Below are 24269 nucleotides of genomic sequence, written 5' to 3' on the forward strand. Positions count from 1 at the left end.
CGGTCAGGCGGCTGGCGAGATGGTGCTCAGCAGCCAGCCGGTGTAGGCCAGGTAGGCCGCCAGCAGCGCCCCGGCTTCCCAGCGGTTGATGCGCCCCTGGCGCCCGCGAAAGCCCCATCCCATCACGAACAGCACCAGCGTCAAGCCCACCATCACGGGCAGGTCGCGGGTGATTGAGGCGGCCTCTATCTGTATGGGCGAAATGGCACCAGCAATGCCCACCACCGCCAACGTGTTGAACAGATTCGAGCCCAACACATTGCCCAGCGCGATGTCGTGCTCGCCTTTGCGCGCAGCGGCCACACACGACGCCAGTTCGGGCAGTGAGGTGCCCACGGCCACCACCGTCAGGCCAATGATCAGGTCGCTGACACCCAGCGACTGCGCAATGCTCACGGCGCCCCAAACCAGCAGGCGCGAACTGCCCACCAACACCAGCAGGCCCACCACCAGCCACACCAGCGAACGCTTCAGCGGCATCGCATGCGCTTTCAGCTCGGTAGCCGTTTCAACGGCCAGCGCATCGCCGCCGCCGCGCATGCCTTCCACGATGGACCAGGTCACCAGCACGCCAAACACCGCCAGCAGCACCCAGGCGTCCAGCCGGGTGATCTGGCCGTCCCAAACCAGGTAGGCCGACAACGCCGTCACGGCGGCCAGGATGGGTAGCTCTTTGCGCAAAATCATCGAGTGGACGATGATGGGTGAGATCAGGGCCGTCACCCCCAGAATCAGTGCGATATTGACGATGTTGGAGCCCCAGGCGTTGCCCAACGCCAGCCCGGGGTTGCCCTGGCTGGCAGCCAGGGTAGATACCACCATTTCAGGTGCCGAGGTACCAAAACCCACAATCAACATACCCACCAGCAAGGGCGGAACGGAATAATGCCCCGCTGTCGAAGAGGCGCCTTCCACAAAGCGGTCGGCACTCCAGACCAGCAAAGCAAGGCCTACGAGGATGGCAAGTGAGGGCAGCAGCATGTTGAGCGGTGCGCAGTGGCGTGGTGTTGGACAATCCGTATTGTCTCAGGCAGCTGCGGCCACTTTCCTTCAAGGCGACATGTTCACACCCCGTTCTTCACGCTCCGAACCCAGCCAGCCCGGCGCAGCCTTGCGCTGGCGCATGGGTGCTGCGCTGAGCGTGGCAGCGCTGATGCTGTTGTTGCTGTGGTGGTGGCGCCCGGTGGTGCTCATGCCGGGCACCCGTGCGCTGGTGATGCAGGGCGGAGACCCCTATGTGCGGGCGCTCATGCGCACCATTTCGGCAAGTGAATCCAACGTGTTGCGGCCCTACAACGTACTCTACGGCGGTCGGTACGTCTGGACGCTGGAGCGGCACCCCAACCGCTGCGAACCCATCGGGCGCGGACCCAATAAAGGCAACTGCTCCACTGCGGCCGGGCGCTACCAATTGCTGGCGGGCACCTGGGTCGAGCTGGCCGCACGCCACCACCCCGATCGCACCAGCGACCCCCTGGATGCCACGCAACTGAGCTTTGCGCCGCGCTACCAGGACGCCGTGGTGTACGCCTGGTTGTCCGAGCCCCGTTGGGGCAATCTGTCTGCCCAGCTGCGCCAGGGGCGGGTGCAGCCGGTGTTGCGGCGGCTGTCCGGCACCTGGACCAGCCTGGGCTATGGCCTTGAGGACAACAGCATGAGCCGCGAGCTGCCCCGGGTTTACCAACGCGTGCTTCAAGACGAGCTGGCCCGGTCCGCCAAAGACAAACCTTCTGTGCCTGACGCGCAGCAAAAAGGCCGTGCAGCAGAAGCTGCACGGCCTTGATTTGGTGCCCGGGGCCGGAATCGAACCGGCACGCCATCTCTGGCGGGGGATTTTGAGTCCCCTGCGTCTACCAATTTCACCACCCGGGCGGCAATTCGTAAGCCACAAATTATGGCACAGTGTTGACCATGAACTACCCAACCATTGAAGATTCCATTGGAAAAACCCCGCTTGTGGCCTTGCAGCGCATTGGTGCGGCAGAAAACGCCGTGCGAGGGAATGTGATTTTGGGCAAGCTCGAAGGCAACAACCCGGCCGGTTCGGTGAAAGACCGGCCCGCAGTGTCCATGATTCGGCGCGCTGAAGAGCGCGGCGAGATCAAGCCCGGTGACACACTGATTGAAGCCACGTCGGGCAACACCGGCATTGCGCTGGCGATGGCGGCCGCCATCAAGGGTTATCGCATGGTGCTGATCATGCCGGAGGACCTGTCGATTGAGCGGGCGCAGACCATGAAGGCGTTTGGCGCGGAGTTGATTTTGACCCCCAAGAGCGGCGGCATGGAGTCGGCCCGCGACTTGGCCGACCGCATGCAGGCCGACGGCAAGGGGCGGGTGCTTGACCAGTTCGCCAACGCCGACAATCCCCGCATCCATTACGAGACCACCGGCCCCGAGCTGTGGGAGCAAACGGCTGGGCGCATCACCCATTTCGTGAGCGCCATGGGCACCACCGGCACGATCACCGGCGTATCGCGTTTCCTGAAAGAAAAGAACCCGGCGGTTCGCATCGTGGGCGCCCAGCCCAGTGAGGGCTCGCGCATTCCGGGCATTCGCAAATGGCCGCAGGAATACCTGCCCAAAATTTACGAGCCCAGTGCGGTGGACGAGCTGATTTACGTGAGTCAGTCCGACGCAGAAGACATGTGCCGCCGGCTGGCCCGCGAGGAGGGTATTTTTGCGGGCATTTCGGCCGCTGGCGCTTGCTGGGTGGCGCAGCAGGTGGCGCAGCAGGTGGAAAACGCCACCATCGCGTTCATTGTGTGCGACCGTGGCGACCGCTACCTGTCCACCGGCGTCTTCCCTGCCTGATGGGCTGTTTCAATCCAAGACGGGCTGTTCAGGCCAAGATCCCATTCAACATCAAAGGCTGATGGCATGAACACCGAGTTTCGGTTTTGTCCGTCTTGTACCGGGCCGCTGGCCGTCATCGGCAAAGAGGAAGACGGTGGCCTGACGCACCGCTTGCGCTGCGCGGCCTGTGGTTTTACCCACTGGAACAATCCTACGCCGGTGCTGGCGGCCATTGTCGAGGTGGATGGTCTGGTGCTGCTGGCGCGCAATGCCGCCTGGCAAAACCGCATGTTTGGCCTCATCACCGGCTTCATGGAGGCTGGCGAAACCCCCGAAGACGGCATTCGCCGGGAAATTGCCGAAGAAACCAGCTTGCAGGTGAGTCAGTTGACTCTGGTGGGCGTGCACGATTTTCAGCGCATGAACCAAGTGCTGATCACTTACCACGCGGTGGCCCATGGCGAGGTGCTGCTGTCGCCAGAGCTGCTTGAATACAAGCTCATGCGCCCCGAGCAGGTGCGCTGCTGGCGCGCCGGCACCGGCTTTGCGCTGGCCGACTGGCTGCGTGGCCGGGGCGTTGAGCCCGTGTTTCTGGATGCTTCACCGTCCAGCCTTTGAGTAGCCCTGGGCCGGGACTCACCGGCCGCACAAAACCGCGCCCTGCTTCAGACGCGTCTGCCCGCTTAGAATCAGCCATCCTGAGGAACACCCCATGCAAGCCGACAAAGAACTCGATGCCCGTGGCCTGAACTGCCCGCTGCCCATTTTGAAGGCCAAGAAAGCCTTGTCCGATATGCTCAGCGGCCAAACCCTGTGCGTGATCTCCACCGATGCCGGTTCGGTGCGTGACTTCCAGGCCTTTGCCAAACAGACGGGCAACGAGCTGATTGAGCAGCAGTCCGTGGGCAGCGACCATTTCACATTGCTGAAACGCCGCTGATCGGCACGCTGGTTTTTTGACCGACCAGCATTCCCAAGACAACCGCGCAACATGGATGTCCTGCTGGTTGATCCTTTGGTGCCTGAAGCCCTTGGCTGGCTTCAGGAGCGCCATGAAGTGAGCTACCGGCCCGAGCTCGGTGACGACCCGATCGGGCTGCGCAAGAACATGTACAAGACGCGCGCCATTGTGCTGCCGCCGCATGTCATCGTGTCGCAGGAGTTCCTGGACTTTTCGCCCAAGTTGAAGTTGGTGGCGCGCATGCAGATTTCCAGCGACAACACCGATCTCGACGCCTGCTCGCGCCGCCAAGTCCGGGTGATCCAGGCGCGCAGTGCCACGGTGCGTTCCAACGCCGAATACCTGCTCTACGGGCTGCTCATGCTGTACCGCCGGGGCATGATCAGCGCCCTGCTGGGGCGCAAGATTTCGCAGGTGCGCATGGGCCGCGAGCTGGCGGGCAGCACCGTGGGCTTGCTGGGGCTGGCGCCGGTAGCACACACGCTGGCGCCCATGCTCAAAGGCCTGGGTGTGCGGCTGCTGGGCTACGACCCGGCGGTGCACCACGCCGCACCCATCTGGGACAAACTGGGGGTTGAGCCCACCACAGCGCAAGATCTGCTGGCCCGCTCTGACGCTGTGTCGCTGCAGGTGGTGTATGCCTCGCGTTTCAAGGGATGGATCAACGAGCGCCTGCTGAACCACTGCAAGCCGGGGCAGCTGTGGGTGGGGGTGAGCCGCAGTTCGCTGTTTGATGCGGAGGCCCTGGCGCATGCCTTGTGTGACGGCCGCATTGACGCCTGCTTGCTCGATGGCGCCAACCCCAACTTTGTGGCCGAGGGCACCCCGCTGCATGCCGTGCCCAATCTGCACCTGACGCCGCGCTTGGGCTCGCACACGCGCGAAGCCAAGCTGCGCGCCAGCTGGTACGTCGCACACCGCATCCACGAAAGCCTGGCGCCCCAGGTTGTCAAGCCGGCAACCGGGCAGAGTGACTTTTCTGCTCTCGACAGCTTGGACTACGCCGACCAGGAAGACCCGCAGGCGGTGTCGCCGTCGCAGTGGAGTTCCCTGGAGCTCCACAAGCGCTGAAACCCAGCGCTGACGGCGCCAAGCCGATCAGTTCCCCAGTCGGGCCAGCTGCTCGCGCACCTTGGCCAGCGTGGCGGTGAAGTCGGCCACCCGCTTTTTCTCCTGGTCAATCACGGCTGGCGGCGCTTTCGCCACAAATGCTTCGTTCGCCAGCTTTGCGCCTGCCTTGGTGATTTCGCCTTCCAGGCGCGTGGCCTCCTTGCTCAGGCGCAGCTTTTCGGCGGCCACGTCAATTTCCATGAAGAGGCACATGCGTGCTTCGCCCACCACCGCCACCGGCGCCGATTGCGCGGCAGCAACCCAAGCGGCCTCGTCTTCAAATACCTTCACTTCGCTGAGCTTGGCCAGCGCCTGCAGCACCGGGCCAGCGGTTTGCATGAAGGTGGTGTCGCCCAGCACGTAGAGCGGCAGCCGGGTGGCGGGTGACACGTTCATTTCACCGCGCAGATTGCGGCAGGCGTCCACCAGTCCCTTGAGCTTGGCCACATGGGCCTCGGCTTGTTCGTCGATACGCTCGGTCTGGCTCACCGGGTAGGCGGCGATGCTGACCGATGGGCCAGCGCGGCCTGCCACGGGCGCGACCTTTTGCCAGAGTTCTTCGGTGATGAAGGGAATCACCGGGTGCGCCAGCCGCAGGATGGTTTCCAGCGTTCGAATCAGCGTGCGGCGGGTGGCGCGTTGCTGTGCCTCGTTGCCGGTGTTGATCTGCACTTTGGCGATTTCCAGGTACCAGTCGCAGAACTCGTCCCAGACGAACTGGTAGATCGTGTTGGCCACGTTGTCCAGGCGGTATTCGGCAAAGCCTTTGGCCACATCGGCTTGCACGCGCTGCAAGGTAGACGCGATCCAGCGGTCGGCCGGGCTGAACGCCAGGTAGCCGTGGGCAGAGCCGCCGACTTCACAGTCGGCCTTGGTGTGTTGTTTCAGGCCGCAGTCCTGGCCTTCGCAGTTCATCAGCGTGAAGCGGGTGGCGTTCCAGAGCTTGTTGCAGAAATTGCGGTAGCCCTCGCAGCGCTTGCTGTCGAAGTTGATGCTGCGGCCCAGCGAAGCGAGTGCCGCAAATGTGAAGCGCAGCGCGTCGGCGCCGTAGGCCGGTATGCCGTCGGGGAATTCTTTTTCGGTCTGTTTGCGCACCTTAGGCGCGGTTTCGGGCTTGCGCAGTCCTGTGGTGCGCTTGTCGAGCAGCGGGGCCAGGTCAATGCCGTCGATCAGGTCGACCGGGTCGAGCACGTTGCCTTCGCTTTTGCTCATTTTCTGGCCCTGCGCATCGCGCACGAGGCCGTGGATGTAGACGTGCTTGAACGGCACGCGGCCGGTGAAGTGCGTCGTCATCATGATCATCCGGGCCACCCAGAAGAAGATGATGTCGTAGCCCGTCACCAGCACGCTGCTGGGCAGGTAAAGGTTGTAGTCGTCGGTAGGCTTGTCGCCTTGGTCTGGCCAGCCCATGGTGGAGAAGGGCACCAATGCGCTGGAATACCAGGTGTCGAGCACGTCTTCGTCGCGCGTGAGCGTTTTGCCAGCACCCGCCTGGGCCTGGGCCTCTTCGAGGTTGCGCGCCACATACACCTGGCCCTGCTCGTCGTACCAGGCGGGGATCTGGTGACCCCACCACAGCTGGCGGCTTATGCACCAGTCCTGGATGTTGTTCATCCACTGGTTGTAGGTGTTGACCCAGTTTTCGGGCACAAATTTCACCTCGCCCGACTGCACGGCAGCGATGGCCTTGTCGGCAATCGAGGTGCCGCTGGTGTTGTGTTCGTTGCCCTTGCTGGTCATGGCCACAAACCACTGGTCGGTCAGCATGGGCTCAATCACCTGGCCGGTGCGGGCGCAGCGCGGCACCATCAGCTTGTGCTTTTTTACTTCCACCAGCAAGCCGGCGGCTTCGAGGTCGGCCACCACGGCCTTGCGTGCTACGAAGCGGTCCAGACCGCGGTACTTTTCCGGCGCGTTGTCGTTGATGGTGGCGTTGAGGTGCAGCACGCCGATGATGGGCAGCTGGTGGCGCTGGCCCACCGCGTAGTCGTTGGCGTCGTGCGCGGGTGTCACCTTCACCACGCCGGTGCCGAAGGCGCGGTCCACGTACTCGTCTGCAATCACCGGGATCTCGCGGTCGCACAGTGGCAGCTTCACATATTGGCCGATGAGCGCGCTGTAGCGCTCGTCTTCGGGGTGCACCATCACGGCCACGTCACCCAGCAGCGTCTCGGGGCGGGTGGTGGCCACGGTCAGGTGGCCAGAACCGTTGACCAGCGGGTAGGCGATGTGCCAGAGCGAGCCGTCTTCCTCTTCGCTTTCCACTTCGAGGTCGGACACGGCCGACATCAGCACCGGGTCCCAGTTCACCAGACGCTTGCCGCGGTAGATCAGGCCTTGCTGGTACAGCTTCACAAACGTCTCAGTGACCACTTTGCTGAGCTTGGGGTCCATGGTGAAGTACTCGCGGCTCCAGTCCACGGAATCGCCCATGCGGCGCATCTGCGTGGTGATGGTGTTGCCGCTTTCTTCCTTCCACTCCCAGACCTTGGCCACAAAGTTCTTGCGCGCCTCGGCGGGCGTGGGGCCCATGTCGTGCCGGCTGATGCCTTGCGCCTGCAACTGGCGCTCCACCACGATCTGCGTGGCAATGCCGGCGTGGTCGGTGCCGGGCACCCAGACGGTATTGGCACCGCTCATGCGGTGGTATCGCGTGAGCGAGTCCATGATGGTCTGGTTGAACGCATGGCCCATGTGCAGCGTGCCGGTCACGTTGGGCGGTGGTAGCTGAATGGCAAATGCCGGTGCGCCTTCTACCGGCGCCCCGGTGCCCCGGAAGCCAGCCGCACCGTAGCCGCGCTGCTCCCACTCCGGGCCCCAATGGGCTTCGAGCGCGGCAGGCTCAAACGATTTGGACAGAGAGAGCAGACCGGGTTGGTGCAAGGTGTCAGACATGGGATGGGCGCAAAAAATGAAACGGCGCTCCGAAGGGCGCCGTCAGGGAAAGCTCGGGAATCAGCCAATTTTATTCGACCGATCCCACTCGGGCGTCGCTTCAGCTCTGGCTGCGGGCAACCACCTCGGGTCGGTCGTTTTGCTGGGGCTTCAGCGGCGCGGCCGTCTTGCCTTCGGCACGTTCACGGCGCCACTGTTCTTTGCGCGCGGTCCATTCGGCCAGTCGAGCGTGCGCGGTCTTGCTCTCTTCCAGCATTTCGAACTCGTCGGCCAGCTGGGCGGTGAGTTCCAGGCGGATACCGTTCGGGTCAAAGAAATAAATGCTTTTGAAGATGTGGTGGTCGGTCACCCCGAGCACCTCAATGCCATGGGCCTGCAGCCGGGCCTTGGTGTTTTCCAGCTCCTGTTCGGTGTTCACACGAAAGCTGATGTGGTTGACCCACTTCGGCGTGTTCGGGCTGGGCAGGGCGGCCACGTCATCCCCCAGGTCGAAAAAGGCAATGAACGAGCCGTCTTGCAGGCGGAAGAAAAAATGCGTGTACGGGCAGTACTCGCCGGTGCTGGGCACGTGGTCGCTTTGAATGATGTGGTAGAGCGGCAGACCCAGAATGTCCTCATAAAACTGGCGCGTTTCCTCGGCGTCTTTGGCACGGTAGGCGTAGTGGTGCAGCTGCTGCACCGGCGCTGGTGGGGGCAGGTTGTTGGGGGTCATGCGGGTCTCCTAAGATTGGTCTCGTAATTCAACATTGTGCAATGCATTTCTTAAAAAGAAATTTTTAGACATGTAATTGCCTGCACAGCTTGCAGGTTTTCTGCACAGCTGTCGATTGTGTTGAGAATGGTTATCAATTGATATTTTTTGATAGTTTGAGGCAATGTGTTGAATAGGGCAGAACAATTAGACGGACCTCTCTACCCGGCGTAAGGTGTCGTGGTCCCAACGGGTGCTGGCCCACGCCGGACGACCCGCTGGGTCTTTCTTCAACCACGAACAGGAGATAAACATGCCCGCATTGAAAGGCTCGAAAACCGAGCAATGCCTGAAAGACGCCTTCTCTGGCGAATCGCAGGCCAACCGCCGCTACCTGTATTTCGCGAACAAGGCCGACGTGGAAGGCCAGAACGACGTGGCTGCGCTGTTCCGTTCCACCGCCGAAGGTGAAACCGGTCACGCCCACGGCCACCTGGAGTTTTTGGAGCAGTCGGGCGACCCTGCCACCGGCCTGCCGATTGGCTCCACCCGCGACAACTTGGCTTCGGCCGTGGCGGGCGAAACCCACGAGTACACCGACATGTACCCCGGCATGGCCAAGACGGCCCGTGAAGAAGGCTTTGACGAAGTGGCCGACTGGTTTGAAACCTTGGCCAAGGCCGAGCGTTCACACGCCAACCGCTACCAGAAGGCCTTGAACGAATTGGTGGACTGATAGGCCCACCCCCATCGCTGGCCCACTTTGTGTGGCCAGCTCAGCCCCTCAAGGGGCGGCGCTGGCTGCCTGGCAAAGTCAGGTCCGCGGCGCCCTGGGGTTGAATTGCCCTTCTACCGGAGGGCGTTTTTGAAAGCGTTTGATTGAGCGCTCCCAAAAACCCACGAAAAACCCGCACAGACGAGGAGCAGAGACATGGCAACCGAAGGCAACTTGCAAGCGCCGACCCGGCACGCGCTGGACTGGAAAAACCCCGACTTTTACGACGAAGAAAAATGCTTTGACGAGCTGGAGCGGATTTTTGACATCTGCCACGGGTGCCGCCGCTGTGTGAGCTTGTGCGGTTCCTTTCCCACGCTGTTCGACCTGGTGGACGAGAGCAAGACCATGGAGGTCGACGGGGTTGACAAGGAGGACTACTGGAAGGTGGTGGACCAGTGCTACATGTGCGACTTGTGCTACATGACCAAGTGCCCGTACACCCCGCCGCATGAATGGAACCTGGACTTCCCGCACACCATGTTGCGCGCCAAGGCCATCAAGTTCAAAAAAGGTGAGGTGGGTGCGGCCGAGAAGTTTCTGGCCTCGACCGACGTGCACGGCCAATTTGCGGGCATTCCCATTGTGGTGCAGGCGGCCAATGCGCTGAACAAAACCAAGGTGATGCGCAACGTGCTGGAACGCGTGGCCGGCGTGGACAAAGACGCCTGGCTGCCCGAGCTGGCCACCCAAAAATTCCGCTCTGGTACGCCCGAAGCCAAAGCCACCGCCGTGGTGGACGGCGCCAAAACACCCGGAAAAGTGGCCATTTTCGCCACCTGCTACATCAACTACAACGAGCCCGGCATTGGCCTGGACCTGTTGAAGGTGCTCGACCACAACGATGTGCCTTATGTGATTGTGGAAAAGGAAAAGTGCTGCGGCATGCCCAAGCTGGAGCTGGGCGACCTGGAGTCGGTGCAGGCCAGCAAAGAGGCCAACATCCCGGTGCTGGCCAAGTACGCGAAAGACGGTTTTGCCATTCTGGCCGCAGTGCCCAGCTGCGCGCTGATGTTCAAGCAGGAAATCCCGCTGATGTTCCCGGACGATGCCGATACCCAGCTGGTGAAAGAGCACATGTGGGACCCGTTTGAGTACTTCATGGCCCGCAAGCGCGACGGCCTGCTGAAGACCGAGTTTCCGCAAAAACTGGGCAACGTGAGCTACCAGATTCCGTGCCACGGCCGGGTGCAAAACATCGGCAAAAAGACGGAAGAAATGCTGAAGATGATTCCGGAGACCACCATCAACACCATTGAGCGGTGTTCGGGTCATGCGGGCACATTTGGCGTGAAGAAGGCCTACCACCAGACCGCCATGAAGATCGGCAAACCCGTGTTCAAGGCCATGGCCACCATGAAAGACGGCACCAAGCCCGACTTCATCAGCTCGGACTGTCCGCTGGGTGGTCACCACATTGCGCAGGGCTTCGAGGTGAACGGCCTGGGCGCGCCCGAGCTGCAGCACCCGATCAGCCTGGTGGCCAAGGCATATGGCTTGAAGTGAGTGACACGGCAGGCAGCCTGCGTTTTTGTGACACCTGTTTCAGCTTTTATTTGGAGAAACCCCCATGCAACTGACCGGCAACATCACCCCTGAGAGCCTCATGAGTCTTGAGGCCTACACCAAGTGGCGCAAGCTCCACAAGCCAGAAATCATGGCGCACCGCAAGCTGCGCAGCGTGGTACTGGGCGAACACATCAACCTGCAGTTTGAAAGCGAGACCACCATCCGCTACCAGATTCAGGAGATGCTGCGTATTGAAAAAATCTTTGAAGAAGAGGGCATTCAGCAAGAGATTGAGGCCTATGCACCGCTGGTGCCCGACGGCGCCAACTGGAAGGCCACCATGATGATCGAGTACACCGACATCAACGAGCGCAAGCGCGAGCTGGCCCGGCTGATCGGCGTGGAAGACCGCATGTTTGTGGAGGTGGAAGGCCACGCCCGTGTGTACGCCATTGCCGACGAAGACCTGGACCGTGAAAACGACGAAAAAACCAGCGCGGTGCATTTCGTGCGGTTTGAACTGACCCCCGCCATGTGCGCATCGGTCAAGGCTGGTGGCGCTGTCAAGCTGGGCTGCGACCACACCCACTACCCGGCCCACATGCAGATTCCGCCTGAAACCCTGGCCAGCCTGGCGGGCGATTTGCGCTAACCCTGCGCGCAATCTCCGGCCGACCAGGCGGCCCATTCTGCGTCCAGCGCCGCTTCAATGTGCAGCGGCTTTCCGGTGGCGGGATGTTTGAGCGCCAGCGTGTGTGCGTGCAGCCACAGGCGCTGCAGGCCCAGCAACTCGGCCACAGCGCGGTTCAGCGGACCTTTTCCGTGTGTGGCGTCGCCCAAGATGGGGTGGGCGATGTGCTTCATGTGGCGGCGCAGCTGGTGGCGTCGCCCGGTGAGCGGCTGCAGCTCGACCCGGGCGCAGCGTGTGGTCTCAAAGTTGCCCTGGGGCAGGGGCAGTTCGTAGCGTTCCAGGGTGCGCCAGCGCGTCTGGGCTGCCTGCACTTCCTCGCGCTCGCTGCGCATGTCGTCGGGCATGCGCTTGAGCGGGTGGTCGGTGAAACCTTCGGGGGCTGGCCAGCCGCGCACCACCGCCTGGTAGGTTTTTTCCAGGCCATGACCTGCCTCAAAAGCCTGGCCCAACGTGCGCGCGGTGGCCGCACTCAGCGCAAACAGCAGCACGCCGCTGGTGCCTTTGTCGAGCCGGTGCGCGGGCCACACCGGGCGGTCCAGCTGGTTGCGCAGCATCTGCAGGGCAAAGCGGGTTTCACCGGCGTCCAGCCCGGTGCGGTGCACCAAGAGGCCGGGCGGCTTGTTCACCGCTGCAAGATAATCGTCGATGTAAAGGATGTCCAGCATGTTGTTTCTATTGTCCCCGGCCAAGGCGCTGGATTACGAGACCCCGCCGCATGTGTCGGTCCACACCCAGCCGCTGTTTGTGAAGCAGGCCAGCGAGCTGATTGGCGTGCTGCGCGAAAAGTCGCCGCAGCAGATTGCCGAGCTGATGAAGCTGTCGGACCCGCTCTCGGGCCTGAACGTGGCGCGCTACGCCGCCTGGGCGCCCAAGTTCACAGCCAAAAACTCCAAGCAGGCGGTGCTGGCCTTCAACGGGGATGTGTACGAGGGACTGGATGCCAAGTCGCTCACCGAGCCCGATCTGGACTGGCTGCAGCAGCATCTGTGTATTTTGAGCGGCCTCTACGGCGTGTTGCGCCCGCTGGACTGGATGCAGCCCTACCGCCTCGAAATGGGCACGCGCCTGCCCACCGGGCAGGGCAAAAACCTCTACCAGTTCTGGGGCAGCCAGATCGCCGAGTACCTGAACGCACGCGCTGCGGCCGACCTGAGTCCGGTGGTGGTCAACCTGGCCAGTGAGGAATATTTCAAGTCGGTGGACCGAAAGGCGCTGAAGCCGCGCGTGGTGACCTGTGCGTTTGAAGAGCGAAAGGGCGATGGCTACAAGATCATCAGTTTCATGGCCAAGCGCGCCCGCGGTCTCATGGTCCGCTACGCCGTGCAGCACCGCCTGAGCACGCCCGAGCAGCTCAAAGCCTTTGACCTGGAGGGCTATCGTTTTGTGCCTGCCGCCTCTGAGCCCGATCGCCTGGTGTTCCGGCGCGAGCACAAGGCCTGAATGTCTGAGAGCCCAAGCGCCTTTTGCCGAAGTTTCACCCATGCATCAGATCATCACGCCCGAACTGCGCAGCTGGCTGCAAGAGCAGGCTGCTGAAGGCCATTCACGGCAGTCGTTGCTGGACGCTTTGCTGAAAGCCGGCTGGCAGCCCGAGCTGGCCGCCGTCGCACTGGATAGCGAGTGGGCTGCTCACCAGCGCCAACAGGCCAGCACGGCTGCAGCGCCGGCCCAGGGCCAGCGCTTGCCCGACCTGGACCTGGCCCTGTCGCCGCGCCAGATCGACGCCGGCGACCGCTGGGTGGACGTGGTCGCCACCTTGGCAACGCCGCGCGTGGTGGTGCTGGGCAATTTGCTGAGTGCAGACGAGTGCGATGCGCTGGTAGCGGCGGCGCGCCCCCGGCTGACGCGTTCGCTCACGGTGCAGACCCAGACCGGCGGTGAAGAGCTGAACCCCGACCGCACCAGCCAGGGCATGTTTTTCAGCCGGGGTGAAAGCGAGCTGCTCGCCCGCATTGAAGCCCGCATTGCTCGGCTGGTGAACTGGCCGGTGGACCACGGCGAAGGCATGCAGGTGCTGCGCTATGGCGCAGGCGCGCAATACAAACCGCATTACGACTACTTTGACCCCGCCGAGCCGGGCACGCCCACCATCTTGCGACGCGGAGGCCAGCGCGTGGCCACGCTGGTGATGTACCTGAGTGAGCCCGTCCGTGGTGGCGGCACCGTCTTTCCGGACGCCGGGCTCGAAGTGGCCCCAGTGCGCGGCAATGCGGTGTTCTTCAGCTACGACCGCCCGCACCCTGCCACCGGCACGCTGCATGGCGGTGCCCCGGTGATCGAAGGTGAAAAGTGGGTGGCCACCAAGTGGTTGCGCGAGCGTGTGTTTGAATGACGGCGGCACGCCCCCATGTGATGCGGTGGTCAACCACGCCCGCCCATGCCTTGCGCACAGGAACCCCATGAGAATTGCCAGCAACGGCCTGCGTTTTGAAGTTGAAACGGCGGGCGACGACCAGGCCCCGGCGGTGTTGCTCACCATGGGGCTGGGTATGCAGCTCACGGCCTGGCCCGAGCGGCTGTTGACCGCGCTGGTGGAGGCGGGTTACCGCGTGATCCGCTACGACAACCGCGACATCGGTTTGTCCAGCCACCTCGATGCGCTGGGGGAGCCCAACTTGCTGTGGCAGTTTGTCAAGTCGCGCCTGGGGCTGAGCTTGCGTTCGGCCTACGGTTTGCAAGACATGGCGCAAGACGCGCTGGGCATTCTGGACGCGCTGGGTGTGGCGCGTGCGCACCTGGTGGGGGTGTCCATGGGCGGCATGATCTCGCAGCGCATTGCGGCCACCGCGTCCGAGCGTGTGCTCAGCCTCACCAGCGTCATGAGTTCCAGCGGCGCACCGGGCTTGCCCGGTCCCACCCCCGAGGTGTCGCGCACCATGGTCACGCGGCCCAAAAGCCCATCGCCACAAGACGTGGTGGAACATACGCTCGGCATTTTTCGCCTCATTGGCAGCCCGGCCTACCCGCAAGACATGCCGGTTTTTCGCCAGCACTTGCTGGACGGCGTGCAGCGCAGCTACCACCGCGAAGGTGTGGCGCGCCAGTTGCTCGCCATCATGACCGACCGGGATCGCCACACCCTGCTGCCGAGTATTGCCTGCCCCACACTGGTCATCCATGGCGCGGCCGACCCGCTGGTGCCCATGGCCTGTGGCAAGGACACGGCGACGCGCATACCCGGCGCCCGTTTTGAAGCCATACAGGGCATGGGCCACGACTGGCCGCCGGGTGTGGCCACCCTGCTGGCCAACCACATTGTTCCGCATCTCAACGCTGCAACCACGACCAAGCCAGCATGAACTCCAACACACCCGAACACTCCCAGCTGGGCAAGGCATCCGCCTACATCGACCAGTACGACCCCTCGCTGCTGTACCCGCTGGCGCGCGAGGCCAAGCGGCGCGAAATCGGCATAGCCGGCAGCGTGCCGTTTCTCGGTGCAGATATGTGGACCGCGTTTGAACTCAGCTGGCTCAACCTGCGTGGCAAGCCCCAGGTGGCACTGGCGCACATCACGATTCCGTGCGAGAGCACGCACATTGTTGAAAGCAAGTCGTTCAAGCTGTACCTGAACAGCCTGAACAACACCCGGTTTGAAAACGCCGACGCGGTGCGCGAGCGCATGCGCAACGACATCAGTGCGGCCATCTGGCACGGTGGTCCGGTGCAGATCACGGCCGGCGTGCGCCTGCTGCTGCCCGAGCTGTTTGACTGCGAGCCGGTGCAGGAGCTCGACGGCCTGTGCATTGACCGGCTGGACGTGGAGTGCACGCAATACCAGCCTGCGCCCGAGCTGCTGAGCGCCGCGCTGCACGAAAAACCGGTGGAGGAAACGCTGGTGAGCGACCTGCTCAAAAGCAACTGCCTAGTGACGGGCCAACCCGACTGGGGCACGGTGCAGATCCGGTACAGCGGCCCGCAGATTGACCAGGCGGGGCTGCTGCAATACATCGTGAGCTTTCGCAACCACAACGAGTTTCACGAGCAGTGTGTGGAGCGCATCTACATGGACATCATGGCGCGCTGCAAACCCGCCAAGCTCATGGTGTACGCGCGCTACACGCGCCGCGGCGGGCTCGACATCAACCCCTGGCGCAGCAGCCACCCGCAGCTGCCGCCCGCCAATGTGCGCACCGCGCGGCAGTAGCCGCATCTGCCACAACGCGACCTGATCACCTTTTGACAAGGTCGCTCACAGCGCGGCTGGAGCTTGCCCGGAGCGCCGTGCACCCACCCAGGATGCGGTGGAGCCGACTCTGCCGGGCCACTCACATCGCCCCCTTGAAGGGGGGCGCGCGCAGCACGGCGGGGGTGGGCTGGATCAAAGCATCTTCTGGATCAGCGCGCCCTTGAACAACACCGGTCCGGTTGGGCCAGTTTCGCTTGGCACGCCGCCTTTGGGCTCCAGGCTGATGGCCAGCGCGGGCACTTCGCGTACGTCGCGCTGGTCGGCGGCCAGCTGCAGCAATTTGTCTGGGCTCAAAACCCCGAGTGAGCGCGGGCCACCGGCGGGTGGCAAGGCCCACAGTTGCAACGACTTGTCGGCCGCTTCCTGGTAGCCGCCCACGCGCTGCAGCGTCAGGCGGCCGTTTTTCGGGTCAAACGTGACCAGCATGGACGCGCTGGCCTGATCATCGTTGAGCACCGCCACGTATTCGATCTGCGGCTGGGCCGACAGCTGCGCTTGCAGCTCATCCACCTGTGCGCCCAGGTTGTCGCGCAGGCCCACGGCGGTGACCACCGCCAGCACCGTGGCCAGCGCCCCCGCAACGGTGGTGCCGCGCCACAGTGCCAGACTGCGCAGCCAGCCGCCCGGCGCGGGTTTCGCCGCCTGCACGCGGGCGGCAGTCATGGCGGCTTGTTCGCCGTCGGCGCGCACCAGGTTGTCAATGCGCGTCCACACGGCTGGGGGCGGTGTGCTGGGGTTTTGCAGCTCGTTCATGCTGGCGACGCGGCTTTGCCAGATGAGTGCCGCTGCACGCACCGGCGCCTGTTCGCGGGCCAGGGTCTCAAACCGGCGGCGTGCGCCACCGCGCAACGTGCCGAGCGCGTAAGCGCTGGCCAGTTTGTCGAGCAGTTCGGGGTGTTGGGACAAGTTCATGGGCAGGTTTCAATCTCTCTTGGCACCGGAGCGCCTTGCGCACCGCACGAAGCGGTCCAATCCAAGGGCACCGCCGGGCCGGCTTTGCCGGACGGCCAGTGCCGTCCCCCTGGAGGGGGGTGACGCGAAGCGGCGCGGGGGGTGCTCCGATAACTTCATGCATACCTCGCCATGCAGTTGCGCAGCTGGTCCAGCCCGCGCCGTATCCAGGTTTTTACCGTGCCCAGCGGGAGCTTGAGCTGTGTGGCCAGCTCGCCGTGGCTCAGGTCGCGCAAATAGGCCAGACTCACCACCTCGCGCTGCTTGTTCTCGAGCTTGCCCAGGCATTGGTGCAAGGCCCAGGCCTGCTGGCTGGCCAGGCTGGTGTCCATGGGGTTGGGCGAGTCGCCGGCCAGTGTGTCGGCCATGGTGTCGTCGATTTCGTCGGTCAGGTGTTCGCGCTCGGCCTTGCGGCGGCGCAGCAGGTCCAGCGAGCGGCTGCGCACGATCAGGCCCAGCCAGGCCATGGGCGGGCTCAGGGTGGCGCGGTAGTCGGGCGCGGTGCGCCAGATCTGCAAAAACGTGTCTTGCAACGCGTCTTCGGCCCACTCGTTGTTGCGCACCACCCGCAGCGACAGGCCGTAGAGTTTGCCCGAGGTCATGTCGTAGAGCGCCTTGAGTGCGGCCTCGTCGCGCCGGGCCACGCGGTCCAGCAGGCCCATCAGTTGTGCATCGGGTTCGTCTTGCATGGGCGCATTGTGGGGCAAGCCTGCAGCCTTTGCCGGCGCAAAGGCTGCCCAATGACCAAGCCAGCCCATCACAAACGGCGCCGGCGCGGCACCACCTGGGTGGGCACGCTGAGCGCGGTGACCGGTAACACGCTGATGGCTGTGGCTGGCAACTCCAGCAGCTGGTCGGCATGCCACACGCGCACCCGCGCGGCGCCCTCGGGCACGTCTTGCAGCACCGCCATACCGTCGGCCCCGGTCTTCACCGCCCAGGGCGTGGTGGCCACAAACACAAAGCCGCGCATGGAGCCATGCAGGTGGCAGCCCAGCTGCAGGGGACCGGCCTTGTCCAGCGTCACGTCGGCGCTGCTGGGTTCCTTGCCCTCCAGTTTGCCGGCCAGCCGCAGTTCAAACCCCGCTTGTACGGGGGCGTTCAGGCCCGCCAGGCCGGCGGGCGTGCCGCGCACATGGTGTTCCCAGCTGTCCTGGTTGGTGAAGCGCACGCGCGAGCCCACTGGCAGCACGCTGACCGCAGGCGAAAACTGCATCTTTTGCTGGGTGATGGTCGTTTGCACCGGCGCCGGTGCACGCGGCGGTTGCCCACTGGCGGGCTCCAGTACCACCACCGCGTCGGCCAGGGGTTTGCCGTCGCGGGCCAGCACCGTGACCTGCACCGTGGCCGCTTGCGCCGCCCCGGCCAGTGCCAACCAGGTTAGAGCCTGTGCACACTTCATAAGGGTTTGCATGGCGGTGGCTTTCAGCGAACCGTGACCACGTCGCGGTGCATGGGGGCCAGCAGCGCCAGCAACTGGTTCTGGCGCGAGAAGGGAATGCCGCGTGCGTTCATGCTCATTTGCAGCACCTCCACCAGCGCGTTGAAGTGGCTGCGGGTGACGTCCATGTTGGCGTGGGCTGCTTTCATGTCGGGGCCTTTGTAAACGCAAGGGCCGCCAGCGAGCTGGCACACCTGGTCGGTCAGTTGCTTGGCCAGGTTGTCGAGCTGGGTGTCTTTGAACTGGTCACCGATGCGCGGGTCGGCCTTGAGGCGCACCACAAAATCGTCCATCAGCGCGCGGATACCGGCTTGTTCGCCAAAGGCCTGGTACAGACCGGCGGCCGGTGCCATGGGGTAGGCGCTTGCGGGCGAGGTGGCCGGCGCCGTGGCTTTCAGTGCCATTGACTGTGCCAAGGCGTGGCCGCTGCCCATGGCGAGCAAGGTGAGGGCGGCAGAGGTAATGAAGGTTTTCATGGGATGGGTCCAAAAAGAGATGTGATTGGGCAGGTTGGTGTGGTGGCAACGGTCAGAAAGCGACCTGGGCTGAGAGGTACACACCGGTCTGTTTCTTGTTTTTGGTGGTGGCGGGCACGATGCGGCCCAGGTCCACATAGGTGGCGGTGAGCGACACGTTCTTGCTCGGCGCCCAGGCAATGAAGATGTCTTTCCAGTCGTCGGCCCGCAGGCCGTTGCCCAAGCCCGCAGCAGCACCCGCGCGCTGCAGCTTGTTGGGCATGGCGCGGTATTCAAAGCCCACCGCCACGTTGCGGCTCAGCAGGTAGGCCACCGAAATTTCGGGTTGCAGCTCGTAGCCGTTGTCCGCGCCGCCGAGCTTGGCACCGTGACCCAGCAGGCCATTCTGGTTGGCGCGGGTGGCGCGCAGTGTGCCGTTCACCAGCACCCCTTGCGCCAGAAACAGCTTGGTGGCGCTCACATACACGTCCACACCGTCGCGTTGGGCGCCCAGGGCATCCAGCGTGCCGTCGAGCCCGCTGCGCTGCAGGTTTTTTAGCTGCACGCCCACCGCAATCTGCGGCATCAGCGTGTCGCTGTCCAGCACGGCGTCGCCCGCCACGCGCAGCTTGGCGCCCACGATGTTTTGCTTCAGGTGCAGGCCGGGCAGGCCCAGCAGGGTGCCGGTGATCCCGGTGTTGAAGTCTTGCCGGGCAATGGACAGTTCCACCCGGTCGTTGATGCCCACCGCCGCGCCCACCACGGTCAGGCCGTAGTCCTGCGTGGTGGCGCGGCTCACAAAGGCAGACACGCCGGTTTCGCCTTCGGTGGCCTGGCTGCCAATGACGGCCCAGGGCGTGAGGCCACCGCCGGCGGCGCCTTCGACCGTGCTCACGCCCCCGGTGAGCAAGAGTTTGCCGGTGTCGGCTTGGGCGGGCGCGGCGGCGAGCAAGGCGGCCGTTGCCAGGGGCAGCAAGGCCAGGGGCATGCGAAGCAGGGTGGGGATGTGGTGTGTCATGGGTGTTGGGATTCGGTTGGACAAGAGGCTTGCGAAACAGCCAGTGCATCTGGCGTTCTGGTTACGCAGCCGCTCACTGGCTGGATTCAGTTCCAACAAAACCCTTGTGGATGGAAGGGGTTTGTGAATCCAAAGCAGAGACGGCCTGCGTATCCAGCACGTCGGTTGTGCAAAAACCTTCACCGGTGCACCGGCGGCTTCCTGGCCTCGTCCTTTCTTTCAAACCCACGCTTCACTGGAAAAACCATGTCCAACATCACCCCCGTTTCTTCTTCCTCCCTCATCGCCACGCCGGCTTCACGCCGCGGTTTCATGCGCAGCGGCGGCGCTCTGTCTGCCGTGGCTGTGGCCTTGCTCGCCGGCAAAGATGTGCTGGCCCAGGGCATGAGCGCCGACACGTCCAAAGACGTGGCCATCCTCAACGTGGCGCTGGGCCTAGAGCACGAAGCCATCAACGCGTACCAGCTGGGTGCCGGCAGCGGCCTGCTGCAAAAGCCCGTGCTCGACATTGCGGTGCAGTTCCAGGGCCACCACAAGACCCACCGCGACGCGTTGGTGGCCACGATCCAGAAACTGGGTGGCAAGCCGGTGGCTGAAATGACGCTTGACGCCTACGCCAAAGCGCTGAACGCGGGCGCTCTGAAAAGCCAGGCTGACGTGCTCGACCTGGCCGCCCGCCTGGAGCTGGGTGCCACCAACGCCTACCTGAGCGTCATTCCGTCGCTGGGCAACCGCGACCTGGCCAAAGTGGCTGCGCGCCTGGCTGCCGACGAAACCATGCACTTCACCATCTTGAACAACGCGCTGGGCCGTCCGCTGCCCGCCGGCGCTTTGTCGTTTGGTGCCTGAGCCCCGTGTATTGCGGGCCGGGGCTGGCGTCGGCCCGCCCGGCTTTTTCGCTGTCAGATGTGCTTGTTTTTTTAACCGCAACGAGGAGCTATTCCATGTTTACCAAAACCACCCTGGCTACCACCGCAGCGCTCGCCCTTTCGGCCTGTGCTTCCAACATGAGCGCGCCCGCCGCGGCGTTTTCGCAGGCCAGCCTGCCCGCTGCGGTGCAGGTGCCTGCCGGCCACAAGGTGGCCATGGAAACCGTGGGTGTGGGCCAGATCACCTACGAGTGCCGGGCCAAGAAAGACATGGCCGGTCAGTTTGAGTGGGTGTTTGCGGGGCCTGATGCCAAGCTGATGAGCCGCAACGGCCAGCAGGTCGGAAGGTACTACGGCCCGCCCGCCACCTGGGAGAGCCTGGACGGCTCCAAGCTCACCGCCACCCAGCTTGCCGTGTCGCCTGCCATGGCAGGCAGCATCCCGCTGCAACTGGTGAAAGCCAACCCCGCCATGGGCATGGGCGCGATGCAGGGCGTGAGCTACATCCAGCGCGTGGCCACCCAAGGCGGTGTGGCGCCGGCCATGGCTTGTGGCGCGGGCAACCTGGGCAGCCAGCAGATCGTCAACTACCAGGCCGACTACATCTTCTGGAAGGCAGTTTGATGTGAACACCCCCCGCGCCGCGCCGCGTCACCCCCTCCAAGGGGGCGGCACTGGCTGTCTGAACGAGCCAGCCCGGCGGTGCGTCTCGGTTGGCCCTGCTTCATGCGGGGGCGTGGTTCCTGCTGTACGGATCGCTGAAAAATCGCTCAGATGGAGCGGTTGAAGCCTTCCAGCAGGTTCACCGCGTTGGTGCCCACCGCATCCACCGCGTAGCCGCCTTCAAACGTGAACACCGTGGGCAGGCCCGCTCTGGCCAGTGCCTCGCCTACGGCAAAGTAGTCGGCGCTTTGCAGCGTGAATCCCGAGATCGGGTCGCCCTCAAATGTGTCCAGGCCCATCGGCACCACCAGCGCATCGGCCTTGAAGGCTTTTACCGCGTCCAGCGCCTGGCCCAGCGCCGCGCGCCAGGTGCCGAAGTTTGTTCCCCGCAGCAGCGGCAGGTTGAGGTTGAAGCCTTCGCCAGCGCCCGCGCCGCGTTCGTCCGCATGGCCCAGAAAAAACGGGTACTCGGTGGCCGGGTCACCGTGAATGGAGACCGTGAGCACGTCTGCACGCTCGTAAAAAATGGTTTGCGTCCCGTTGCCGTGGTGGTAGTCCACGTCCAGCACGGCCACGCGCTGTTTGCCGCCGTCACGCAAAGCTTGCGCGGCAATGGCTGCGTTGTTCAAAAAACAGTAGCCACCAAAAAAGTCAGGCCCCGCGTGGTGGCCGGGTGGGCGTGTGAGCGCAAACGCGCTGCGTGCGCCGCCAAGCACCTCACGCGCTGCACCCAGCGCGCACGCCGCACCGCCCCGCGCCGCCGCCCAGGTGCCCGCCATCAGCGGCGAACCCGAGTCAAACGAAAACAGGCCCAGCCGGGCCGCAAAGTTGGTGGGCAGCACATCGGTGCGAAAGCCGTGGCGGTTGCCCAGAGGCCACACCGAGGGCAGGGCGTCGCGCTGGGCGTTGTTGGGGTCCATGGCCACCCATTCGTCCCAGGCGCCAGCCAGAAACTGGGTGTACCGCGGCGCATGCACGCGGGCAATGGCGGCGTCCAGTTCAGCGTCGTTCAAATCGGGCGTCTCCAGCGTGCCCAGCGGGCGGCGTTGCAGCTCGTCCAGCACAAAGTCCAGCCGCGCCGGTACTTCGTGGCACGGCACCATACGGCCGCGGAACATTTCTTCGCGCCCCTGGTGCAGGGCGTGGTGGGGGTTGTGGAAGGTTTTCATGCGCCGCAGTGTCGCACGGGTCGCGCCAGCAGCGGGCGCCAATGGGCCCATCCATGCGAGGTACCGTTCGGGCGGTCACCACCAAGCCCATTGCGCTGGTTCACCGCCTCCGGCGCCTCCACCCCAGCACCTTTCCCGCCCCCAACAACGCCTGTGCCTGGCCGGCTGGCTGGCACCTTGCTGCAGCCCTGCCTGGCCTGGTTAGGGTTTGCCTTGCCTCATCGGGGCTCTGTAGCCGGCTAACCCGGTGGTTCTGGGCTGAGCACCTTCGACCTCGGCGGTGCCTTCGCCTTGGAGGATTCTTTGTATCGGATGGTCCATCTGGCGCGACAATGTGCTCGCAAATCCGTTCGTCGTTGAGCTTATGTGCCCGTGCTTTTCGACCGCGTACCGCAGCCTCTGTTTTCTCGCCATCCTTCAAGGAGCACGCCCCGATGTCATCCGGAAAAATCCTCGTCGCCCAGGGCGGTGGTCCCACCGCTGTGATCAACCAGTCGCTCGTCGGTGTGGCGCTGGAGGCGCGGCGTTTTCAAAATGTGAAGCGCGTCTACGGTGCGCGCCACGGGGTGCGCGGTATCGTCGACGAGGACTTTGTGGACCTGACGCAGGAGACCAGCCACAACCTGGAAGCGGTGGCGCGCACGCCGTCTTCGGCGCTGGGCTCCACGCGCGACAAGCCCGACCTGGCCTATTGCCAGGAAATCTTCAAGGTGCTGAAGGCGCATGAGATTGAGCACTTTTTCTACATCGGTGGCAACGATTCTTCGGACACGGTGCGCATCGTGAGCGAAGAAGCGCGCAAGGCCCACTACCCGCTGCGCTCCATTCACATCCCCAAGACGATCGACAACGACCTGGTGGGCAACGACCACACGCCCGGCTTTCCTTCGGCGGCTCGCTTTGTGGCGCAGGCGTTTGCCGGGGCCAATCTGGACAACGCGGCCTTGCCAGGCGTGTACGTGGGTGTGGTGATGGGCCGGCACGCGGGTTTTCTCACCGCCGCTTCTGCCCTGGGCAAGAAGTTTCCGGACGACGGACCGCACCTGATTTATGTGCCCGAGCGCGTGTTCGAGATTCCAAAATTTCTGGCCGACGTGAAGGCGACGTACGAGCGCTACGGCCGCTGCGTGATTGCGGTGAGCGAGGGCATTCACGATGCGTCGGGCCAGCCCATCATCACCCAGCTGGCGAAGGACGTGGAGAAGGACGCGCACGGCAACGTGCAGCTCTCGGGCACCGGCGCGCTGGCTGACCTGCTGTGCGAAGCGATCAAGGCCAAGCTGGGCATCAAACGCGTGCGGGGTGACACGTTTGGCTATTTGCAACGCAGTTTCATTGGCTGCGTGAGCGACGTGGACCAGCGCGAGGCGCGCGAAGTGGGCGAAAAGGCGGTGCAGTTTGCCATGTGGGGCAGCGTAGACGGCTCCGTGGCGATCAAGCGCACTGGCTTTTATTCAGCCGACTACGAGCTGCTGTCGCTGGACGCAGTGGCCGGCAAGACGCGCACCATGGAAGACGAATTCATCGCCGCCAGCGGCACCGACGTGACCGACGCCTTTCGCCTGTACCTGCGTCCGCTGCTGGGCTCGGACATGCCCGACGCCTACCGCCTGCGTGACAACCCGGTGGCCAAGGTGCTCAACCCTTAAGTCCCAAGACAGCGTAACCATGATCCATCCCATTCTTTTCTCGCTCGTTCTGGCGTTGCTGCCCAACCCAGGCGCGGCCCAGACACCAGACAACTGCGAGCCGCTGCGCGCGCAGATTCAGGCCAAAATTGCGGCCAAAGGCGTCACTGGCTTTGCTTTGACCGTGGTACCGGCCGACGCTGTGGTGTCAGGTGGCGTGGTAGGCACCTGTGGCAATGGCACCCGAAAAATTGTTTACGCCAAGGGCGCTGCGCCGACCAAGACGGCGCCAGCGGTCAAGGCACCCGCAACGGGACCCGCAACCACACCGGCTCAACCCAAGGCGGCGCAACCGGCCCAGCCCGCCAGCCCACAGCGCCTAACCCAGGACGACGGCATCTTGACCGAGTGCAAAGACGGCAGCGTGGTGCGCGGCGGTAATTGCAAGAACTGAAGCG

26 protein-coding genes and 1 tRNA gene are annotated in these 24269 nt (G+C 63.9%); 16 read left to right on the plus strand and 11 right to left on the minus strand.

Going from position 1 to position 24269, the window contains the following annotated elements:
- Positions 1-3 precede the first annotated feature (3 nt).
- Positions 4-981: a calcium/sodium antiporter gene (locus tag ACTG4K_RS08510; RefSeq protein ID WP_439113765.1), complete on the minus strand. Its 978-nt coding sequence runs from the start codon at positions 979-981 to the stop codon at positions 4-6.
- Between the two features lie 79 nt (positions 982-1060).
- Here ACTG4K_RS08510 and ACTG4K_RS08515 point away from each other — a divergent pair, with 79 nt between their 5' ends.
- Positions 1061-1783 (plus strand): glycoside hydrolase family 24 protein, encoded by a 723-nt coding sequence (locus tag ACTG4K_RS08515; protein WP_439113766.1) that lies wholly within the window; start codon positions 1061-1063, stop codon positions 1781-1783.
- 2 nt (positions 1784-1785) lie between these two features.
- On the opposite strand, the gene ACTG4K_RS08520 is transcribed toward ACTG4K_RS08515, so the two are convergent.
- Positions 1786-1872 (minus strand) — tRNA-Leu (locus ACTG4K_RS08520).
- A 39-nt stretch (positions 1873-1911) separates the two neighbouring features.
- Between ACTG4K_RS08520 and cysM the strand changes: the two genes are divergently transcribed.
- The 4 genes from cysM to ACTG4K_RS08540 all read left to right on the plus strand — a co-directional run bounded on the left by cysM (position 1912) and on the right by ACTG4K_RS08540 (position 4828).
- Positions 1912-2814 carry a cysteine synthase CysM gene (gene cysM / locus ACTG4K_RS08525; RefSeq protein ID WP_439113767.1) on the plus strand — a complete coding sequence of 301 codons (903 nt, stop codon included), beginning with the start codon at positions 1912-1914 and terminating at the stop codon, positions 2812-2814.
- Between the two features lie 66 nt (positions 2815-2880).
- Positions 2881-3414: an NUDIX domain-containing protein gene (locus ACTG4K_RS08530; protein ID WP_439113768.1), complete on the plus strand. Its 534-nt coding sequence runs from the start codon at positions 2881-2883 to the stop codon at positions 3412-3414.
- A gap of 94 nt (positions 3415-3508) precedes the next feature.
- A complete protein-coding gene (locus tag ACTG4K_RS08535; RefSeq protein WP_439113769.1) occupies positions 3509-3736 on the plus strand; it encodes a sulfurtransferase TusA family protein in 228 nt (75 codons plus the stop codon).
- Positions 3737-3787: 51 nt separating this feature from the next.
- Positions 3788-4828, plus strand: coding sequence for an NAD(P)-dependent oxidoreductase (locus ACTG4K_RS08540; protein WP_439113770.1), 1041 nt, complete (start codon positions 3788-3790; stop codon positions 4826-4828).
- Positions 4829-4855: 27 nt separating this feature from the next.
- Here the strand turns inward: ACTG4K_RS08540 and ACTG4K_RS08545 are convergent, their stop codons facing one another.
- Together ACTG4K_RS08545 and ACTG4K_RS08550 are read right to left on the minus strand one after the other, a co-directional pair.
- Positions 4856-7762: a valine--tRNA ligase gene (locus ACTG4K_RS08545; RefSeq protein ID WP_439113771.1), complete on the minus strand. Its 2907-nt coding sequence runs from the start codon at positions 7760-7762 to the stop codon at positions 4856-4858.
- Between the two features lie 100 nt (positions 7763-7862).
- Positions 7863-8474, minus strand: coding sequence for a VOC family protein (locus tag ACTG4K_RS08550; protein WP_439113772.1), 612 nt, complete (start codon positions 8472-8474; stop codon positions 7863-7865).
- 292 nt (positions 8475-8766) lie between these two features.
- Between ACTG4K_RS08550 and ACTG4K_RS08555 the strand changes: the two genes are divergently transcribed.
- From ACTG4K_RS08555 to ACTG4K_RS08565, 3 genes are all read left to right on the plus strand, one after another.
- Positions 8767-9189, plus strand: coding sequence for a rubrerythrin family protein (locus tag ACTG4K_RS08555; protein ID WP_439113773.1), 423 nt, complete (start codon positions 8767-8769; stop codon positions 9187-9189).
- A gap of 195 nt (positions 9190-9384) precedes the next feature.
- The gene (locus tag ACTG4K_RS08560) at positions 9385-10734 is read left to right on the plus strand and encodes a (Fe-S)-binding protein (RefSeq protein ID WP_439113774.1); all 1350 of its coding nucleotides are present in this window, start codon (positions 9385-9387) and stop codon (positions 10732-10734) included.
- 64 nt (positions 10735-10798) lie between these two features.
- Positions 10799-11389 (plus strand): DUF3501 family protein, encoded by a 591-nt coding sequence (locus tag ACTG4K_RS08565; protein WP_439113775.1) that lies wholly within the window; start codon positions 10799-10801, stop codon positions 11387-11389.
- On the opposite strand, the gene ACTG4K_RS08570 is transcribed toward ACTG4K_RS08565, so the two are convergent.
- The gene (locus ACTG4K_RS08570; protein WP_439113776.1) at positions 11386-12093 is read right to left on the minus strand and encodes a pseudouridine synthase; all 708 of its coding nucleotides are present in this window, start codon (positions 12091-12093) and stop codon (positions 11386-11388) included. The genes ACTG4K_RS08565 and ACTG4K_RS08570 overlap by 4 nt on opposite strands.
- Here ACTG4K_RS08570 and yaaA point away from each other — a divergent pair.
- The 4 genes from yaaA (at position 12092) to queF (ending at position 15575) form a co-directional block, all read left to right on the plus strand.
- Positions 12092-12868 carry a peroxide stress protein YaaA gene (yaaA, locus tag ACTG4K_RS08575; protein WP_439113777.1) on the plus strand — a complete coding sequence of 259 codons (777 nt, stop codon included), beginning with the start codon at positions 12092-12094 and terminating at the stop codon, positions 12866-12868. The two genes, ACTG4K_RS08570 and yaaA, sit on opposite strands and share 2 nt — an antisense overlap.
- 40 nt (positions 12869-12908) lie before the next feature.
- Positions 12909-13760, plus strand: a complete 852-nt coding sequence (locus tag ACTG4K_RS08580) for a 2OG-Fe(II) oxygenase (protein WP_439113778.1) — start codon at positions 12909-12911, stop codon at positions 13758-13760.
- Positions 13761-13827: 67 nt separating this feature from the next.
- Positions 13828-14727 (plus strand): alpha/beta fold hydrolase, encoded by a 900-nt coding sequence (locus tag ACTG4K_RS08585; protein WP_439113779.1) that lies wholly within the window; start codon positions 13828-13830, stop codon positions 14725-14727.
- Positions 14724-15575 carry an NADPH-dependent 7-cyano-7-deazaguanine reductase QueF gene (gene queF, locus ACTG4K_RS08590; RefSeq protein WP_439113780.1) on the plus strand — a complete coding sequence of 284 codons (852 nt, stop codon included), beginning with the start codon at positions 14724-14726 and terminating at the stop codon, positions 15573-15575. Before ACTG4K_RS08585 ends, queF begins: the two co-directional genes overlap by 4 nt.
- A gap of 174 nt (positions 15576-15749) precedes the next feature.
- On the opposite strand, the gene ACTG4K_RS08595 is transcribed toward queF, so the two are convergent.
- The 5 genes from ACTG4K_RS08595 to ACTG4K_RS08615 all read right to left on the minus strand — a co-directional run bounded on the left by ACTG4K_RS08595 (position 15750) and on the right by ACTG4K_RS08615 (position 19482).
- On the minus strand, positions 15750-16529 hold the full coding sequence (locus tag ACTG4K_RS08595) for an anti-sigma factor (RefSeq protein WP_439113781.1): 780 nt from the start codon (positions 16527-16529) through the stop codon (positions 15750-15752).
- Positions 16530-16684: 155 nt separating this feature from the next.
- Complete coding sequence (locus ACTG4K_RS08600) at positions 16685-17257, minus strand: sigma-70 family RNA polymerase sigma factor (protein ID WP_439113782.1); 573 nt, start codon at positions 17255-17257, stop codon at positions 16685-16687.
- 68 nt (positions 17258-17325) lie between these two features.
- Positions 17326-17982, minus strand: coding sequence for a cupredoxin domain-containing protein (locus ACTG4K_RS08605; RefSeq protein ID WP_439113783.1), 657 nt, complete (start codon positions 17980-17982; stop codon positions 17326-17328).
- An 11-nt stretch (positions 17983-17993) separates the two neighbouring features.
- Entirely contained in the window at positions 17994-18485 is a 492-nt protein-coding gene (locus ACTG4K_RS08610; RefSeq protein WP_439113784.1) for a group I truncated hemoglobin, read from the minus strand.
- A 52-nt stretch (positions 18486-18537) separates the two neighbouring features.
- A complete protein-coding gene (locus ACTG4K_RS08615) occupies positions 18538-19482 on the minus strand; it encodes a DUF3034 family protein (protein ID WP_439113785.1) in 945 nt (314 codons plus the stop codon).
- A gap of 246 nt (positions 19483-19728) precedes the next feature.
- On the opposite strand from ACTG4K_RS08615, the gene ACTG4K_RS08620 reads away from it, so the two are divergent.
- Complete coding sequence (locus ACTG4K_RS08620; protein WP_439113786.1) at positions 19729-20331, plus strand: ferritin-like domain-containing protein; 603 nt, start codon at positions 19729-19731, stop codon at positions 20329-20331.
- Positions 20332-20426: 95 nt separating this feature from the next.
- Positions 20427-20975 (plus strand): DUF3455 domain-containing protein, encoded by a 549-nt coding sequence (locus ACTG4K_RS08625; RefSeq protein ID WP_439113787.1) that lies wholly within the window; start codon positions 20427-20429, stop codon positions 20973-20975.
- Positions 20976-21121: 146 nt separating this feature from the next.
- On the opposite strand, the gene ACTG4K_RS08630 is transcribed toward ACTG4K_RS08625, so the two are convergent.
- A complete protein-coding gene (locus tag ACTG4K_RS08630; RefSeq protein ID WP_439113788.1) occupies positions 21122-22183 on the minus strand; it encodes a histone deacetylase family protein in 1062 nt (353 codons plus the stop codon).
- Between the two features lie 434 nt (positions 22184-22617).
- Between ACTG4K_RS08630 and ACTG4K_RS08635 the strand changes: the two genes are divergently transcribed.
- On the plus strand, positions 22618-23832 hold the full coding sequence (locus ACTG4K_RS08635) for a 6-phosphofructokinase (RefSeq protein ID WP_439113789.1): 1215 nt from the start codon (positions 22618-22620) through the stop codon (positions 23830-23832).
- A 19-nt stretch (positions 23833-23851) separates the two neighbouring features.
- The gene (locus tag ACTG4K_RS08640; protein WP_439113790.1) at positions 23852-24265 is read left to right on the plus strand and encodes a DUF1161 domain-containing protein; all 414 of its coding nucleotides are present in this window, start codon (positions 23852-23854) and stop codon (positions 24263-24265) included.
- Positions 24266-24269 lie beyond the last annotated feature (4 nt).

This window comes from Hydrogenophaga sp., assembly GCF_965657535.1.
GTDB lineage: Bacteria > Pseudomonadota > Gammaproteobacteria > Burkholderiales > Burkholderiaceae_C > Hydrogenophaga.

Excerpts from the sequence above, each read along its gene's own strand:
- ACTG4K_RS08585 (WP_439113779.1), top strand. The coding sequence starts at position 13,828 with ATGAGAATTGCCAGCAACGGCCTGCGTTTTGAAGTTGAAACGGCGGGC.
- ACTG4K_RS08510 (WP_439113765.1), bottom strand. The coding sequence starts at position 981 with ATGCTGCTGCCCTCACTTGCCATCCTCGTAGGCCTTGCTTTGCTGGTC.
- ACTG4K_RS08550 (WP_439113772.1), bottom strand. The coding sequence starts at position 8,474 with ATGACCCCCAACAACCTGCCCCCACCAGCGCCGGTGCAGCAGCTGCAC.
- ACTG4K_RS08540 (WP_439113770.1), top strand. The coding sequence starts at position 3,788 with ATGGATGTCCTGCTGGTTGATCCTTTGGTGCCTGAAGCCCTTGGCTGG.
- ACTG4K_RS08545 (WP_439113771.1), bottom strand. The coding sequence starts at position 7,762 with ATGTCTGACACCTTGCACCAACCCGGTCTGCTCTCTCTGTCCAAATCG.
- ACTG4K_RS08610 (WP_439113784.1), bottom strand. The coding sequence starts at position 18,485 with ATGAAAACCTTCATTACCTCTGCCGCCCTCACCTTGCTCGCCATGGGC.
- ACTG4K_RS08555 (WP_439113773.1), top strand. The coding sequence starts at position 8,767 with ATGCCCGCATTGAAAGGCTCGAAAACCGAGCAATGCCTGAAAGACGCC.
- cysM (WP_439113767.1), top strand. The coding sequence starts at position 1,912 with ATGAACTACCCAACCATTGAAGATTCCATTGGAAAAACCCCGCTTGTG.
- ACTG4K_RS08535 (WP_439113769.1), top strand. The coding sequence starts at position 3,509 with ATGCAAGCCGACAAAGAACTCGATGCCCGTGGCCTGAACTGCCCGCTG.
- ACTG4K_RS08630 (WP_439113788.1), bottom strand. The coding sequence starts at position 22,183 with ATGAAAACCTTCCACAACCCCCACCACGCCCTGCACCAGGGGCGCGAA.
- ACTG4K_RS08620 (WP_439113786.1), top strand. The coding sequence starts at position 19,729 with ATGTCCAACATCACCCCCGTTTCTTCTTCCTCCCTCATCGCCACGCCG.
- ACTG4K_RS08595 (WP_439113781.1), bottom strand. The coding sequence starts at position 16,529 with ATGAACTTGTCCCAACACCCCGAACTGCTCGACAAACTGGCCAGCGCT.
- ACTG4K_RS08580 (WP_439113778.1), top strand. The coding sequence starts at position 12,909 with ATGCATCAGATCATCACGCCCGAACTGCGCAGCTGGCTGCAAGAGCAG.
- ACTG4K_RS08600 (WP_439113782.1), bottom strand. The coding sequence starts at position 17,257 with ATGCAAGACGAACCCGATGCACAACTGATGGGCCTGCTGGACCGCGTG.
- ACTG4K_RS08560 (WP_439113774.1), top strand. The coding sequence starts at position 9,385 with ATGGCAACCGAAGGCAACTTGCAAGCGCCGACCCGGCACGCGCTGGAC.
- yaaA (WP_439113777.1), top strand. The coding sequence starts at position 12,092 with ATGTTGTTTCTATTGTCCCCGGCCAAGGCGCTGGATTACGAGACCCCG.
- ACTG4K_RS08625 (WP_439113787.1), top strand. The coding sequence starts at position 20,427 with ATGTTTACCAAAACCACCCTGGCTACCACCGCAGCGCTCGCCCTTTCG.
- ACTG4K_RS08635 (WP_439113789.1), top strand. The coding sequence starts at position 22,618 with ATGTCATCCGGAAAAATCCTCGTCGCCCAGGGCGGTGGTCCCACCGCT.
- ACTG4K_RS08515 (WP_439113766.1), top strand. The coding sequence starts at position 1,061 with ATGTTCACACCCCGTTCTTCACGCTCCGAACCCAGCCAGCCCGGCGCA.
- ACTG4K_RS08640 (WP_439113790.1), top strand. The coding sequence starts at position 23,852 with ATGATCCATCCCATTCTTTTCTCGCTCGTTCTGGCGTTGCTGCCCAAC.
- ACTG4K_RS08565 (WP_439113775.1), top strand. The coding sequence starts at position 10,799 with ATGCAACTGACCGGCAACATCACCCCTGAGAGCCTCATGAGTCTTGAG.
- ACTG4K_RS08570 (WP_439113776.1), bottom strand. The coding sequence starts at position 12,093 with ATGCTGGACATCCTTTACATCGACGATTATCTTGCAGCGGTGAACAAG.
- ACTG4K_RS08615 (WP_439113785.1), bottom strand. The coding sequence starts at position 19,482 with ATGACACACCACATCCCCACCCTGCTTCGCATGCCCCTGGCCTTGCTG.
- queF (WP_439113780.1), top strand. The coding sequence starts at position 14,724 with ATGAACTCCAACACACCCGAACACTCCCAGCTGGGCAAGGCATCCGCC.
- ACTG4K_RS08605 (WP_439113783.1), bottom strand. The coding sequence starts at position 17,982 with ATGCAAACCCTTATGAAGTGTGCACAGGCTCTAACCTGGTTGGCACTG.
- ACTG4K_RS08530 (WP_439113768.1), top strand. The coding sequence starts at position 2,881 with ATGAACACCGAGTTTCGGTTTTGTCCGTCTTGTACCGGGCCGCTGGCC.